The organism is Nocardia sp. NPDC057663, from assembly GCF_042799895.1.
GTDB lineage: Bacteria > Actinomycetota > Actinomycetes > Mycobacteriales > Mycobacteriaceae > Nocardia.
In genome coordinates this window covers 874,324-888,350 of the sequence record NZ_JBHVHX010000001.1, presented here as the reverse complement: position 1 = coordinate 888,350, position 14,027 = coordinate 874,324, and the positions used below count along the sequence as shown (strand labels likewise).

The window sequence follows — 14,027 nt, the reverse complement described above, 5'->3', positions numbered from 1 at the left end:
GGTCAATCCCGGTACGTCGGTGCGGGCGGGCTCGGCGTCTCCCCGAGGGAGGCGAGCCAGCGGCGGTGGATGCGGACCCAGGTGCCGTCGTTGCGGATGCGCTCGAGCGTGGCGTTGACGAAGCGGACCAGATCGTCGTCGCCCTTGGGGATGCCGATGCCGTACGGCTCGGGGCTGATGCTCTCGCCGACCACCTCGGTGTAGGGGTCCTGCGCGGCCAGGCCTGCCAGGATCGCGTCGTCGGTGCTCACCGCGTCGACCTGACGTTGCTGCAGCACCACCAGGCAGTCGGCCCAGGTCGGCACGGTCAGGATGGTGGCGGCGGGCTGGTCGCGGCGGATGTGGTCGAGCGAGGTGGTGCCGCGCACCACGCACACCCGCTTGCCCGCCAGATCGGCCAGGCCGTTGATGCCCGAGTTCTTCACCGCGAGCACCCGCTGGTCGGCGCGCAGGTACACGGTGGAGAACGCGACCCGTTCCTTGCGCTCGCAGGTGATCGTCATCGTCTTGGCGATGAGGTCGACGGTGTGGTCCTGCAGCGCCCGTTCACGTTCTTCCGAAGCGAGACTGCGGTATTCGATCAGATCCGGGTTGCCCAGCAGGTCGCGCGCGATCTCGCGGGCGATGTCGGCGTCGAAGCCGACGATGCGCCCGGTCAGCGGATCGCGGAAGCTGAACAGGTTGCTGCCCGCGTCCAGACCGACGATCAGCCTGCCGCGCGCGCGGATGGCGTCGACCGTCGGACCGCGCGAGGTACTCGGCCGCAGGCTGGCCGTCGGGTCACCGCACTGTTTGCTGTCGGCGGTAGGCAGCGGTGTGTCGGTGCCGATCGGAATCGCCTTGGCGGGCAGGGGCGGTTCGGAGTAGACCGCGCCGTTGTCGGGCGCCGGGGTGCTGTCGGAACAGCCACCGAGCAGCGCCGCCGCCGCGAGCAGCAGCGCCGCGATGGCGCGCCCCGGCCTCACCGGTACTCCCGCAGTCGCGGCCACAGGCCGAGCGCGACGCACACGGCGGCCACGATGCCGAGGACGAGCGCGCCGGGTGCCAGGAACGCCAGCACGTCGATGGCCTGGGACACCCTGTCGCGCAGGGTGTCCCGGGTGGCCGCTGCGGCCTTGTCGAGCGCCCGGTCGAGCGCGTCGACCTGGGCGGCCGCGTCGGCGGCGCTCGGGCCGGTGGCGACGGCGGCGGCGCCGGTGAAGTCGCCGCGGGCGAGGGTGTCGTTCATCCGCTGGTGCGCGGACTGCCAGCGGGCCAGCGCGGTGTGGGCGTCGGCGACCTCGCCGCGGGCGGGCGCGTCCCGGGGGTAGCCGTCGAGCAGTTCGGCCAGCCGGGTGGTGTTGGCGTCGAAGGTACGGTCGTAGTCGCCGGTCGCGTCGCGGCGCACCAGCTTCACCATCTCCGCCGACCTGGCCTGCTGCACCAGGATGCGGCTCTCGGCCAGCCGGGCCGCGGGGACAGCGCCCTGGTCGCGGCATTGGATCATCGACACCGCCGACACCGAGCCCGCCGCCACGGTCCAGATCAGGGTCAGCGCCAGCGCGCCGGTGCCGATCAGTAGTCCCATATTGAATACACGCCGCGACCGGCGGGCCAGTTCGACCTGGACCCAGATCAGCGCGCCGAGTGTCAGCATCAGCAGCACGATCGCGGGCCACGGCGGCAGCACATGCCGGTTCTGTGCGGCGATGATCGCATCCAGCCGGTGGCTCTCCAGCTCCTCGGCCATCGGCAGCAGCGTCGTCTGCATCTGATGCGAGGCCTCGCTGAGGTAGGCCGCGCCGACCGGGTAGCCGTTGCGGTTGTTGGCGCGCGCGGTCTCGATCAGACCGGTGTACACGGGCAGGCCGGTGGCGATGCCGGTGCGCAGCTTGCGGTCGGTGCCGGCCGGGTCGGCGGCCTCCTCCACGGAGATGTGGCCCGCCTGGGTCACCAGCTCGGCGGCGGCCTCACCGATGGCCTGGGTGTAGCGATCGCGCACGGCCGCCGGTTCCAGCCCGCCCGCCAGGAACGCGGTGCCCGCGGCGGCGTCGGCGATCGAGAGGGAGGTGTAGAGGTGATTGGCCGAGTGCGCGTCGGGTTCGGTGTCGTCGAGCAGGACGCCGAGCGCTTGCTGCCGGTCGCTGACGGTCGCCGAAGTCACCGCGCCCGCCGTCACGCACAACACCATCAGCACCAGTCCGGCCACCATCAGCCGGCCCGGCGAGGACTGCACGAAACCACGCAGACGTGCCGGATCGAACAGTGCGCGCAGCGCCTTCACATCCGGAGCAGGCGGGCGCTCGGCGACGATCGCGGGCCGCCGCATCGGCGTGCGCCTACCCGTCACCGGCTTGACGACTGCCCGCTTCGTGCCGTTCGCACCACCCGTGGCCTGCGGCGACGGGCCGGAACGAACGGCCGCCACTTCGGTCGAGGCATCGCGCTTCCCCGAGTCGACCATCGTTCACCTCCCCGTGCTGTCCGCGCACCCCTCATGGTGCGGAGTTTATTGTGGTCCTACCGGTGGCGCAGCCCCTCAGACACCCCCGAAGCGGTTGCTGCTCGGCTGCTACGGAGGAAAGAGTATTGGATGCGCGGTGACGGAGACGGCTGGTCGAACAGCCCGGGCGGAGTTCGGCACTGGGGCAAGTACGGTGCGGCGGGCCTGTTGCTGCGCGCGCCGCTGCCCCGTGGTGGTTCGGCGGTGCTGTTGCAGCACCGGGCGCCGTGGAGCCATCAGGGCGGTACCTGGGCCATCCCCGGTGGTGCGCGGGATTCCCACGAGAGCGCCGAACACGCCGCGGTCAGGGAAGCCTGGGAGGAAGCGGGCATCACCGCCGACCTACTGCGCGTGCGCGCCGAACGGCTGACGATGACCGCGCCGAGCGGCTGGACCTACACCACCGTGGTCGCCGACGCCGAGAGCCCGCTGGCCACCGTCGCCAACAAGGAGAGCTCCGAGCTGGTCTGGGTGCCCGAGGACGAGGTCACCGACCTGCCGCTGCACCCGGGTTTCGCGCTGGCCTGGCTCGAACTGCGTGCCGTGCCGGTGCGCCTGCGATTCGCGGCCGCGCCGGTGACCGATCTGCCGCGCACGGTCGAGATCGCGGATCGGGGGTTCTTCTGGCTGCACACCCAGCCCGACGGACCCGGCGACGAGGTGACGATCGGCGCCGAGCAGCCCGGCGAACTCGCCGCCGCGCTGACCAAGCTGCTGTCCTGAACCCGCGCCCGAGCTGGACCGCGGCGGCCCTGGCTCAGTCGGCAGCCGCGAGCAGGGCCTGCTTGAGCTCCCGCGCCGCGGTCTCGGGGTCGGCGGCTTCGGTGATCGCACGGACCACGACGACCCGTCGTGCGCCCGCGGACAGCACCTCGGGCAGCCGTTCGGCGTCGACACCGCCGATCGCGAACCACGGCATCGTCGGATGGGCGTCGGCGGTGGACCGCACCAGGTCGATGCCGGCGGCCTGACGGCCCGGCTTCGTCGGGGTGGTCCAGATCGGGCCGGTGCAGAAGTAGTCCAGATGGCCCTCGATCGCGGCGAGACCGGCTTGGGCGCGGTTGTGGGTGGATCGGCCGATCACCACATCGGGGCCGAGGATGCGGCGCGCGTAGGCGGGCGGCAGGTCGTCCTGCCCGAGATGCAGGACGTCGGCGCCCGCGGCCAGCGCGATGTCGGCGCGGTCGTTCACCGCCAGCAGCGCACCGTGTCTGCGGGTGGCCGCCCTGATCTCGGCCAGCGCGCCGAGCTCGGCCTTGGCCTCCAGCGGGCCGAATTCGGCCTCACCGGGCGACCCCTTGTCTCTGAGCTGCACGATGTCGACACCGCCGGCGAGCGCGGCATCGACGAACCGGGACAGATCGCCCTTGTCCCGGCGCGCGTCGGTGCACAGATACAGCAGTGCGCCGGCCAGGCGTTCCCTGGGCGGGACGGAACGATTCGGGTGGGAGGGCTGCACGGTGTCGACGGTAGTCGCGCTACCGTGGAGACGCGAACGCCGAGGCGTTCGACAGGCGGAAAAAGACAGGTGGAACGGTGATGCGAACTCTGGCGGTCGTTGGCGGCGGCGCCGTCGGACTCGCCGTCGCATGGCAGGCCGCCGAGGCGGGCTGGACCGTCACCGTCTTCGATCCGGCGCCCGGCTCCGGCGCGTCTTTCGTGGCGGGCGGCATGCTGGCGCCGCTGTCGGAGGGCTGGCCCGGTGAGGACCGGGTGCTGGCCTTCGGCGCCGCAGCGCTCGACGCCTGGCCCGCGTTCGCCGAGCGGCTGCGCGCGGTGACCGGCGAATCGGTGTTCGTCGCCGACGAGACGCTGACCGTCGCCCTCGACGGCGCCGATGCCGCCGACCTGCGCACCGTCGCTGACTGGCTGGCCGGTTTCGGTCACGAACTGCGGATACTCGACCGCGCCGGGGTGCGCGCGGTGGAGCCCGTACTGGCCCGCACCGTGCGGGCCGGTCTGCTGGCCACCACCGAACCCGCGGTCGACAACCGGCGGGTGCTGCGTGCCCTGCATGCTGCGTGTATCGCCGCCGGTGTCGAGATTCGCACGGAAGCCGTTGGCGCACTGGACGATCTACCGCACGACCGGGTGGTGCTCGCCGCGGGCGCCCACTCCGCCGACCTGTGGCCCGGCCTGCCGGTGCGACCGGTGAAGGGCGAGATCCTGCGGCTGCGGCAGCGTCCCGGCGTGAGTCCGGCGCCGAGCCGGGTGATCCGGGCGCGCGTGCACGGCAGGCAGGTCTACCTGGTGCCGCGCGAGGACGGCATCGTCGTCGGCGCCACCCAATACGAGGCCGGTTTCGACACCACGGTGACCGTCGGCGGCGTGCGCGACCTGATCGCCGACGCCGAAGCGATCCTGCCCGGCATCTCGGAATACGAACTGGCCGAAGCGAATGCGGGCTCCCGGCCGGGTACGCCCGACAACCTGCCGCTACTCGGCCCGCTGGACGACCGCGTGCTCGCCGCCACCGGCCACGGCCGCAACGGCATGCTCACCCTCGCCCTCACCGCGACCCTCGTCCCGGCGCTGCTCGACGACGAGTCGCCCGCGATCGCGGAACTCGCTTCCCCGCAGCGCTTTCCGGCGTTGCAGCTGTCCCCAGGAGGAGTTCGATGACCTCGACCATTCCGATCGGCGTCACCGTCAACGGTGTCGACCACGAGTTCGCTGAGCCGCTCAGTATCCGCGAACTGCTGACGAGGCTCGAATTGCCGTGCCAGGGCGTGGCATTGGCCGTCGACGGCGCGGTGTTCCCGAAGTCGCGCTGGGACGAGCCCGTCGGCCGTGGCTGGACCATCGAGGTGCTGACGGCGGTGCAGGGTGGCTGAGCCCGCGCCACTGCGCATCGCGGACAAGGAGTTCGGCTCGCGCCTGATCATGGGCACCGGCGGCGCCGAGAACCTGGCCGTCCTGGAAGAGGCGCTGATCGCCTCCGGCACCGAGCTCACCACCGTGGCCATGCGCCGGGTCGACGCGGCGGGTGGCACCGGCGTGCTCGACCTGCTCAAGCGCCTCGACATCACCCTGCTGCCCAATACCGCGGGTTGCCGCACCGCCGCCGAGGCCGTGCTCACCGCGCAGCTGGCGCGTGAGGCGCTCGACACCAACTGGGTCAAGCTCGAGGTCGTCGCCGACGAGCGCACCCTGCTGCCCGACCCGTTCGAGCTGCTCGACGCCGCCGAACAACTGGTCGACGACGGTTTCGTCGTCCTGCCCTACACCAACGACGACCCGGTGCTGGCCAAGCGCCTCGAGGACGCGGGCTGCGCCGCGGTCATGCCGCTGGGTTCCCCGATCGGCACCGGCCTCGGCATCGGCAACCCGCACAACATCGAGATGATCGTCGCCGCCGCCGGCGTGCCGGTCATCCTCGACGCGGGCATCGGCACCGCGAGCGACGCCGCCCTCGCCATGGAACTCGGCTGCTCGGCGGTGCTGCTGGCCACCGCGGTGACCAGGGCGCGCGAGCCGGAGCTGATGGCCTCGGCGATGGCGGCGGCCGTGCGTGCCGGTTACCTCGCGCGCGAGGCGGGCCGGATCCCCAAGCGGTTCTGGGCTCAGGCTTCCTCCCCAGCGCGGTAGTCCCTGCCTCAGGGTCGGGTCATCCTCGAGGATGACCCGACTCGCGACCTCGCGGCGACGCGCTCGCCGGCTTTGTCGGGCAAGCTGGGGCGCATGATCGAGCTGAGGGGCCTGACCAAGCAATTCGGCCAGACCGTCGCGGTGCAGGATCTCTCGTTCACCGTCCATCCAGGACAGGTGACCGGGTTCCTCGGACCCAACGGTGCCGGTAAATCGACGACCATGCGGATGATCCTCGGCCTCGACCGGCCGACGTCGGGTACCGCGCTGATCGACGGCAAGCGCTACGAGGATCTGGAGCGTCCGCTGACCCAGGTCGGCGCGCTGCTGGATGCCAAGTGGGTGCATCCGAACCGTTCGGCGCGTGCGCACCTGGAGTGGCTGGCCGTGTCCAACGACCTGCCGAAGTCGCGGGTCGAGGAGGTGCTGCGGCTGGTCGGCCTGTCCGAGGTCGCCGGCAAGAACGCCGGCGGCTTCTCGCTGGGTATGTCCCAGCGGCTGGGCCTGGCGGGCGCCCTGCTCGGTGATCCGAAGGTGCTGCTGTTCGACGAGCCGGTCAACGGTCTCGACCCCGAGGGCATCCTGTGGATCCGCCGGTTCATGCAGCGGCTGGCCGCCGAGGGCCGCACGGTACTCGTGTCGAGCCACCTGCTCTCGGAGATGGCGCAGACCGCCGAGCACCTGATCGTCATCGGCCGCGGTCAGCTCATCGCCGACACGACCACCAAGGACTTCATCGACCGCGCCTCCGAGCAGTCGGTCCGGGTCCGCAGTCCCCAGCTGGACCAGCTGCGCAGCCTGCTCACCTCGCACGGCATGACCGTGCGGGAGGAGGGCGATGCCGCGCTGATCGTCGCGGGCGTGACCAGCGACGAGGTCGGCAAGGTGGCCGGAACCAACAACGTCACGCTCTACGAGCTGGCACCGCAGCAGGCCTCCCTCGAGGAGGCGTTCATGCGGATGACCGGCGGCGCGGTGGAGTACCACGGCGCAGGCCTCGACCAGGTGATGGGAGGTGCGCTCTGATGGGCGTGCTCGCTGCGGAACGAATCAAGCTCACCTCGACCCGGTCGCCCTGGTGGTGCTCGGCGATCGTGGTTCTCCTCGGCATCGGCTTGGCCGTGCTGATCGCGCTGGTCACCAAGGCCGAGAACACCCCGCCCGGGGAAATGCCGACCCTGCTCACCCCGAGCCTGGTGACCTCCGGCGTCTCCGGCTTCGGCGTGATGGTGCTGATGATCATGGCCGCGCTGACGGTGACCAGCGAATACCGCTTCGGCGTCATCCGCGCCAGCTTCCTCGCGGTGCCGAACCGGTCGAAGGTCATCCTGTCCAAGGCAAGCCTGGTCGGCGTGTACGCGGCGGTGCTGACCGGTGTGCTCGCGCTCGTCGCCTTCGTGGTGTCCAAGCTGTTCGTCGGTGACGACGCGCCGCTGCTGGTGCTCGACGGCAACTGGAGGGCCATCTACGGCATCCCGATCTACGCCTTCCTGTGCGTGGTGCTGGCCATCGGCGTCGGTGTGCTGGTGCGCCAGTCCGCCGCCGCGATCTCGCTGATCGTGCTGTGGTCGCTGCTGCTGGAGGGTCTGCTCGGCGCGTTCGGCAGCTTCGGCCGCACCGTGAAGCCGTTCCTGCCGTTCCAGAACGCACAGCGCTTCCTGACCGTCGAAGAGGTCGCGGGCAACTGGCACTGGGGCGTGTGGGGCAGCCTGATCTACTTCGCCGCCTTCGTGGCGATCGTGTTCGCCGGTGCGCTCGTGGTGGTCAACCGCCGCGACGCCTGACAAGCCAGCCCGGGCTGCCCTCGCAAGAGCCCGGGCCGCGAGGGCCGCGACCTTGTCGGGAGGTCGCGCGACCCGGCCTTCGGCTTCCGCTGCCCGGTTGCCGAAGGTACGACCGCCGGTCCGCTGTACACAAGCAGCGGACCGGCGGTCGTCGTTCGGTGCGATAGTCTCGGAGCGTGAGTGAAACGCCTTCTGGCGGGGTGGATCCACGGCAGCGCGACGCTGCTGCGGAGGTGGTGATCCCGTTGGAGCCCACCGGGAGTGGGCAGTCCGACGCGTCGCAGGCGGGAGCCGACGACGCCGGGGCGCGATCCGGTCGGCGGCGCGCCCAGTTCTCGTCGAAATTGCAGGCGGCCAACCGTCGCGCCGATGTGATCGGCGCGGTGCGCAAGGCCAGGCATCAGCTCCCCGGCGACCCGGCGTTCGGCGATCCACTGTCGGTGACGGGCCCCGGTGGCGCCCGCGCGGTGGCGCGGGCGGCGGACAAGATCGTCGGCGGCAACCCGAGCGCGGCCCGCGAGATCGGTTTCGGCGCGCTGCAGGTCTGGCAGGCCGCGCTGGAGCGGATCGGCCGTGGCCGTGGCACCGAGGAGGTGACCATCGTGTTCACCGACCTGGTGGCGTTCTCGAGCTGGTCGCTCGCCGCGGGCGACGAGCGCACCCTGGAACTGCTGCGCAAGGTCGCCAAGGCCATCGAGCCGCCGATCGCCGAGCGTGGCGGCCAGGTGGTCAAACGCATGGGCGACGGCCTGATGGCGGTGTTCTCGTCCCCCGACCGCGCGGTCCGCGCCGCGATCGCCGCCCGGCGCAACCTGGCCGCGGTCGAGATCGACGGCTACAAGCCCCGCATGCGCGTCGGCCTGCACACCGGCTCCCCCCGCGAGATCGGCGGCGACTGGCTCGGCGTCGACGTCAATATCGCCGCCCGGATGATGGAAGCGGGCGGCAACGGCAACATGATGCTCTCCAGCACCACCCTCGCCGCCCTGCGCCCGGAAACCCTCGACGAACTGGGCGCCACCGTCAAGCCCTACAAACGCAATTTCTGGGCCGCACCGCTCAACGGTGTCCCGGAGGACGTCCGCATCTTCAGGCTCAGCACCAGCTGAGTCAGCCGCGCTGCTGTTCGCGCTGGTAGGCGCGCCAGGCCTGCTGGGTGGGGGTGGGCCTGGTGGTCAGCGCGGTCCAGTTGGCCGACTTCACGAAGTTGATCGCGAGCAGCACCGGCAGGATGAACGCCTGGAAGAAGATCAGGTAGCTGCCGCCCTCGAAGACGAACGCCAGGTAGCCCGCGTAGCCGAGGAACCCGACGCCGAAGACGGCGTTGAGGGCACGGGCCAGATCGCTCTGCCCGTTCCCGACGTTGGCCATGATGATCATTGCGATGCCGCTGACGGCCAGCAGGCCGACGTACCAGGTGAACATGCCCCAGAGCTAACTGCGATCGCCTTGCCCCGGGCTTTCGAAAACCTTGGCTACTGCAACCAGAGCACCGCGCCGACCGCGGCGAGGACGGCGGCGGCGATCAGGGCGATCGACATCGCGCGATTGTTCTTCCAGGTCGTGTAGGCGCCGCCGAGCAGGAATCCGGCCAGGGCGAAGAGGAGGACCGATGACATGAGTTCCATCTTGCCTGGTCGATTGCTTGCAATTAACAAGCACGCATGCTTGCTTTTTTTCTGAACCGATGTGATCCTGGGATTCATGAGTGCACTCTCGGCGGACCCGGACCTGATCCGGATCGGCAACTGTTCCGGCTTCTACGGCGACCGGCTCAGCGCGATGCGCGAGATGCTGGAGGGCGGGCAGCTCGACGTGCTGACCGGCGACTACCTCGCCGAGCTCACCATGCTGATCCTGGGCCGCGACCGGATGAAGGACCCCAGCCTCGGCTACGCCAAGACGTTCGTGAAGCAGATCGAGGACTGTCTTGCCCTCGCGCTCGAGAAGAACGTCCAGATCGTCACCAACGCGGGTGGCCTGAACCCGGCCGGGCTGGCCGAGCGGCTGCGCAAGGTCGCCGCCGACCTCGGCCTGGACGCCAAGATCGCGCACGTCGAGGGTGACGACCTGGTCGCCCGCGCCGGCGAGCTCGGTCTCGGTCAGCCGCTCACCGCCAACGCCTACCTCGGCGCGTGGGGCATCGTCGAATGCCTGAACTCCGGCGCCGACATCGTCGTCACCGGCCGGGTCACCGACGCATCGGTGATCGTCGGTCCCGCCGCGGCCCACTTCGGCTGGGGCCGAACCGATTACGACGCCCTCGCCGGCGCCGTCGTCGCGGGCCACGTGATCGAGTGCAGCACCCAGGCCACCGGCGGCAACTTCGCCTTCTTCACCGAGCTCGGTGACATCGGCCGTCCCGGCTTCCCGATCGCCGAGATCCGCCGCGACGGCTCTAGCGTCATCACCAAGCACGACGGCACCGGTGGCGCGGTCACCGTCGACACCGTCGAAGCCCAGCTCATGTACGAAATCCAGAGCGCGCGCTACGCGGGCCCGGACGTCACCACCCGGCTCGACAGCATCACCCTCAGCCAGGAGGGCAAGGACCGGGTGCTGATCAGCGGTGTCACCGGTGAGGCGCCGCCGCCGCAGCTCAAGGTCTCGCTGAACACCCTCGGCGGCTTCCGCAACGAGATGGAGTTCATCCTCACCGGCCTCGACATCGAGGCCAAAGCCGCACTGGCGCAACGGCAGCTGGAAGCCTGGCTGCCCGCCAGGCCCGCCGAGCTGTCCTGGACGCTGGCCCGGCTCGACCGTCCCGACGCCGACACCGAGGAGCAGGCCAGCGCGCTGCTGCGCTGCGTGGTGCGCGACCCCGATCCGAACAAGGTCGGCCGCGGATTCTCCAGTGTCGCCGTGGAATTGGCGCTGGCCAGCTACCCGGGCGCGACTTTTACCACGCTGCCCGGCAACGGCTCGCCCTATGGCGTGTTCACACCGGGCTTCGTCGACGCGCACGAGGTGCCGCACACCGCGGTCCTGGCCGACGGCACCCGCGTCGCCATCGAGCCCGCTGCCGAAACCGCGGTGCTCGAACCGGTTTCCGAGCCCGAGTTGCCCGCCGGCCTGCCGCCGTCGGAGACCACCCGCGTCCCGCTCGGCACCGTCGCGCTGGCTCGCAGCGGTGACAAGGGCGGCGACGCGAACATCGGCGTCTGGGTGCGCACCGACGAGCAGTGGCGGTGGCTGGTGCACACGCTCTCCGTCGAGAAGCTCCAGGAACTGCTGCCCGAGACGGCCGAACTGACCGTCACCCGGCACGTGCTGCCGAACCTGCGGGCCGTCAACTTCATCATTTCCGGTCTGCTCGGCAAGGGCGTCGCCTACCAGGCGCGTTTCGACCCGCAGGCCAAGGGGCTCGGCGAATGGCTGCGCTCTCGCCACATCGATATGCCGACGGAGCTGTTCGCATGACATCTGTTTGGGACACGCCGGAACGTAGAGAGCTGCGCGCTAGCGTGCGCGGGTTCGTCGAGCGGGAGATCCTGCCCGACCTCGACACCTGGGAACGCGAGGGTTCGCTGCCCCGCGAGCTGCACAAGAAGGCCGGCGAACTCGGCCTGCTCGGCATCGAGTACCCGGAATCGGCGGGCGGCGAGGGCGGCAGCATCATCGACACCGTGATCGTCGGCGAGGAGATTCACCTCGCCGGTGGCTCCGGTGGTCTGTGGGCGTCGCTGTTCACCTGCGGAATCGCGTTGCCGCACATCATCGCCTCGGGCAACCAGGACCAGATCGAGCGGTGGGCGAAGCCGACGCTGCGCGGTGACCTGATCGGCTCGCTGGCCATCACCGAACCCGGCGGCGGCTCCGATGTCGGCCACCTGACCACCACGGCGGTGCGCGACGGCGACGACTTCATCATCAACGGCGCCAAGACCTTCATCACCTCGGGTTGTCGCGCCGACTTCGTCGTCACCGCGGTGCGTACCGGCGGCGCGGGCGCGGCGGGCGTCTCGCTGATCATCGTGCCGACCGATACGCCGGGCTTCACCGTCAGCCGCAAGCTGGAGAAGATGGGCTGGCTGGCCTCCGACACCGCCGAGCTGTCCTACGTGGACGTGCGGGTGCCCGCGGCGAACCTGGTCGGCGGCGAGAACACCGGCTTCGCGCAGATCGCCAACGCGTTCGTCAGCGAGCGGGTGGGCCTCGCGGTGCAGGCGTACTCGCTGGCCCAGCGCGCCCTGGACCTCACGGTGCAGTGGTGCCGCGACCGGGAGACCTTCGGCCGCCCGCTGATCAGCCGCCAGAAGGTGCAGATGACGCTGACCGAGATGGCCCAGCGGGTCGATGTGTCGCGCACCTACACCCGGGCCCTGGTCGAACGCTTCGTCGCGGGTGATCAGAACCTGATCGCCCAGGTCTGCTTCGCCAAGAACAATGCCGTCGAGACCGCCGAATGGGTCGCCAACCAGGCGGTCCAGCTGCACGGCGGGATGGGCTACATGCGCGAGTCCGAGGTGGAGCGCATCTACCGCGATGCGCGCATCATCGGCATCGGCGGCGGCACCAACGAGATCCTGACCATGCTGGCGTCGAAAGTATTGGGGTACCAGTCGTGACGACCTTCCGTTCCATCATCGACACCGCGTCGCCGGAGTACACCGCGGCCGCCGAGGCGATGGCCACCAAGCTCACCGAGGTCGAGGCCGAGTTCGCCAAGGCGATCGCCGGTGGCGGCCCCGACAAGGTGGCCCGGCATCACAAGCGCGGCAAGCTCACCGCTCGTGAGCGCATCGAACTGCTGCTCGACGAGGACTCGCCGTTCCTCGAGCTGTGCCCGCTCGCGGCCTGGGGCAGTGACTTCCACGTCGGCGCGTCCACGATCGCCGGTATCGGCATCGTCGAGGGTGTCGAGTGCATGATCGTCGCACCCGATCCGACCGTGCGCGGCGGCACGTCCAACCCGTGGACGCTGCGCAAGACCTTGCGCATCAACGAGATCGTCAAGCAGAACCGCCTGCCGGTGATCTCGCTGGTCGAGTCCGGCGGCGCGGACCTGCCGACGCAGAAGGAAGTCTTCATCCCGGGTGGCGCGATGTTCCGCGACCTCACCCAGGCCTCGGCGGCCGGAATCCCCACCATCTCCCTGGTCTTCGGCAACTCGACAGCCGGTGGCGCGTACATCCCCGGTATGTCCGACTACGTGGTGATGGTCAAGGAGGGCGCGAAGGTCTTCCTGGCTGGCCCGCCGCTGGTGAAGATGGCCACCGGTGAGGACTCCGACGACGAGACCCTCGGCGGCGCCGAAATGCACGCCCGCACTTCGGGTCTGGCCGACTACATGGCCGCCGACGAGCAGGACGCGATCCGCATCGGCCGCAATATCGTGCGCAGGCTGAACTGGAAGAAGCAGGGCCCCGAACCGCGCGCCGAGGTCATCTCGCCGCTATACGATCCCGAGGAACTGCTCGGCATCGTGCCCTCGGACCTGAAGATCCCGTTCGATCCGCGCGAGGTCATCGCCCGCGTCGTCGACGGTTCCGACTTCGACGAGTTCAAGCCGCTCTACGGCTCGAGCCTGGTGACCGGCTGGGCCGAGATCAACGGCTTCCCAATCGGCATCCTGGCCAACGCGCGCGGCGTGCTGTTCTCCGAGGAATCGCAGAAGGCCACGCAGTTCATCCAGCTGGCGAACAAGAAGAACACGCCACTGTTGTTCCTGCACAACACCACCGGCTACATGGTCGGCAAGGAGTACGAGCACGGCGGCATCATCAAGCACGGCGCGATGATGATCAACGCGGTCGCCAACTCCACGGTGCCGCACATCTCGCTGCTGGTCGGCGCGTCCTACGGCGCCGGGCACTACGGCATGTGCGGGCGCGCGTTCAACCCGCGCTTCCTGTTCGCCTGGCCGAGCGCGAAGTCCGCCGTGATGGGCGGCGCGCAGCTGGGCGGCGTGCTCACCATCGTGCAGCGCGGCGCGGCCGAGGCCAAGGGCATGCCGTTCGACGAGGAGGCCGCCGCCGGTCTCGCCGCGATGGTCGAGGCGCAGATCGAGGCCGAGGCCATGCCGATGTTCCTGTCGGGCAGGCTCTTCGACGACGGCATCATCGACCCCCGTGACACCCGCACCGTGCTGGGGATGGCCCTGTCGGCCATTCACACGGCACCGATCCAGGGCGCCGAGGGCTTCGGCGTCTTCCGAATGTGAGGCGCACAGT

The 14,027-nt window shown here is 70.1% G+C and carries 15 protein-coding genes; 10 read left to right on the top strand and 5 right to left on the bottom strand.

All coding sequences use genetic code 11. The features are described 5' to 3' along the window. Positions 1-2 precede the first annotated feature (2 nt). Together ACFVAV_RS04165 and ACFVAV_RS04160 are read right to left on the bottom strand one after the other, a co-directional pair. Positions 3-965 (bottom strand): glutamate ABC transporter substrate-binding protein, encoded by a 963-nt coding sequence (locus ACFVAV_RS04165; RefSeq protein ID WP_379029578.1) that lies wholly within the window; start codon positions 963-965, stop codon positions 3-5. Continuing rightward, positions 962-2,443, bottom strand: a complete 1,482-nt coding sequence (locus ACFVAV_RS04160; protein ID WP_379029575.1) for a hypothetical protein — start codon at positions 2,441-2,443, stop codon at positions 962-964. The genes ACFVAV_RS04165 and ACFVAV_RS04160 overlap by 4 nt, the downstream gene beginning before the upstream one ends. 129 nt (positions 2,444-2,572) lie before the next feature. On the opposite strand from ACFVAV_RS04160, the gene ACFVAV_RS04155 reads away from it, so the two are divergent. Then, the gene (locus tag ACFVAV_RS04155) at positions 2,573-3,205 is read left to right on the top strand and encodes an NUDIX domain-containing protein (protein WP_379029572.1); all 633 of its coding nucleotides are present in this window, start codon (positions 2,573-2,575) and stop codon (positions 3,203-3,205) included. Between the two features lie 34 nt (positions 3,206-3,239). On the opposite strand, the gene thiE is transcribed toward ACFVAV_RS04155, so the two are convergent. Then, positions 3,240-3,941: a thiamine phosphate synthase gene (thiE, locus tag ACFVAV_RS04150; RefSeq protein ID WP_379029569.1), complete on the bottom strand. Its 702-nt coding sequence runs from the start codon at positions 3,939-3,941 to the stop codon at positions 3,240-3,242. An 80-nt stretch (positions 3,942-4,021) separates the two neighbouring features. On the opposite strand from thiE, the gene thiO reads away from it, so the two are divergent. The 6 genes from thiO to ACFVAV_RS04120 all read left to right on the top strand — a co-directional run bounded on the left by thiO (position 4,022) and on the right by ACFVAV_RS04120 (position 8,963). After that, positions 4,022-5,104: a glycine oxidase ThiO gene (thiO, locus tag ACFVAV_RS04145; RefSeq protein ID WP_379029567.1), complete on the top strand. Its 1,083-nt coding sequence runs from the start codon at positions 4,022-4,024 to the stop codon at positions 5,102-5,104. Further along, positions 5,101-5,316 carry a sulfur carrier protein ThiS gene (gene thiS, locus ACFVAV_RS04140; protein ID WP_189025092.1) on the top strand — a complete coding sequence of 72 codons (216 nt, stop codon included), beginning with the start codon at positions 5,101-5,103 and terminating at the stop codon, positions 5,314-5,316. The genes thiO and thiS overlap by 4 nt, the downstream gene beginning before the upstream one ends. Beyond that, entirely contained in the window at positions 5,309-6,070 is a 762-nt protein-coding gene (locus ACFVAV_RS04135; RefSeq protein ID WP_379029564.1) for a thiazole synthase, read from the top strand. The genes thiS and ACFVAV_RS04135 overlap by 8 nt, the downstream gene beginning before the upstream one ends. 93 nt (positions 6,071-6,163) lie before the next feature. Continuing rightward, positions 6,164-7,096, top strand: a complete 933-nt coding sequence (locus ACFVAV_RS04130; protein ID WP_189025096.1) for an ABC transporter ATP-binding protein — start codon at positions 6,164-6,166, stop codon at positions 7,094-7,096. Further along, a complete protein-coding gene (locus ACFVAV_RS04125; protein ID WP_379029561.1) occupies positions 7,096-7,854 on the top strand; it encodes an ABC transporter permease in 759 nt (252 codons plus the stop codon). The genes ACFVAV_RS04130 and ACFVAV_RS04125 overlap by 1 nt, the downstream gene beginning before the upstream one ends. 344 nt (positions 7,855-8,198) lie before the next feature. Continuing rightward, positions 8,199-8,963, top strand: coding sequence for an adenylate/guanylate cyclase domain-containing protein (locus ACFVAV_RS04120; protein WP_379029969.1), 765 nt, complete (start codon positions 8,199-8,201; stop codon positions 8,961-8,963). A 1-nt stretch (position 8,964) separates the two neighbouring features. Here the strand turns inward: ACFVAV_RS04120 and ACFVAV_RS04115 are convergent, their stop codons facing one another. Further along, positions 8,965-9,279 carry a hypothetical protein gene (locus ACFVAV_RS04115; protein ID WP_379029558.1) on the bottom strand — a complete coding sequence of 105 codons (315 nt, stop codon included), beginning with the start codon at positions 9,277-9,279 and terminating at the stop codon, positions 8,965-8,967. A 50-nt stretch (positions 9,280-9,329) separates the two neighbouring features. Then, positions 9,330-9,473, bottom strand: coding sequence for a hypothetical protein (locus ACFVAV_RS04110; RefSeq protein WP_189027590.1), 144 nt, complete (start codon positions 9,471-9,473; stop codon positions 9,330-9,332). 85 nt (positions 9,474-9,558) lie between these two features. Here ACFVAV_RS04110 and ACFVAV_RS04105 point away from each other — a divergent pair, with 85 nt between their 5' ends. Genes ACFVAV_RS04105 through ACFVAV_RS04095 form a run of 3 tightly spaced genes read left to right on the top strand, consistent with a single transcriptional unit; the run spans position 9,559 to position 14,017 of the window. Beyond that, complete coding sequence (locus ACFVAV_RS04105; protein WP_379029551.1) at positions 9,559-11,274, top strand: acyclic terpene utilization AtuA family protein; 1,716 nt, start codon at positions 9,559-9,561, stop codon at positions 11,272-11,274. Continuing rightward, positions 11,271-12,422 carry an acyl-CoA dehydrogenase family protein gene (locus ACFVAV_RS04100; RefSeq protein ID WP_379029548.1) on the top strand — a complete coding sequence of 384 codons (1,152 nt, stop codon included), beginning with the start codon at positions 11,271-11,273 and terminating at the stop codon, positions 12,420-12,422. Before ACFVAV_RS04105 ends, ACFVAV_RS04100 begins: the two co-directional genes overlap by 4 nt. Then, positions 12,419-14,017 (top strand): acyl-CoA carboxylase subunit beta, encoded by a 1,599-nt coding sequence (locus tag ACFVAV_RS04095; protein ID WP_379029545.1) that lies wholly within the window; start codon positions 12,419-12,421, stop codon positions 14,015-14,017. The genes ACFVAV_RS04100 and ACFVAV_RS04095 overlap by 4 nt, the downstream gene beginning before the upstream one ends. Positions 14,018-14,027: the final 10 nt, after the last annotated feature.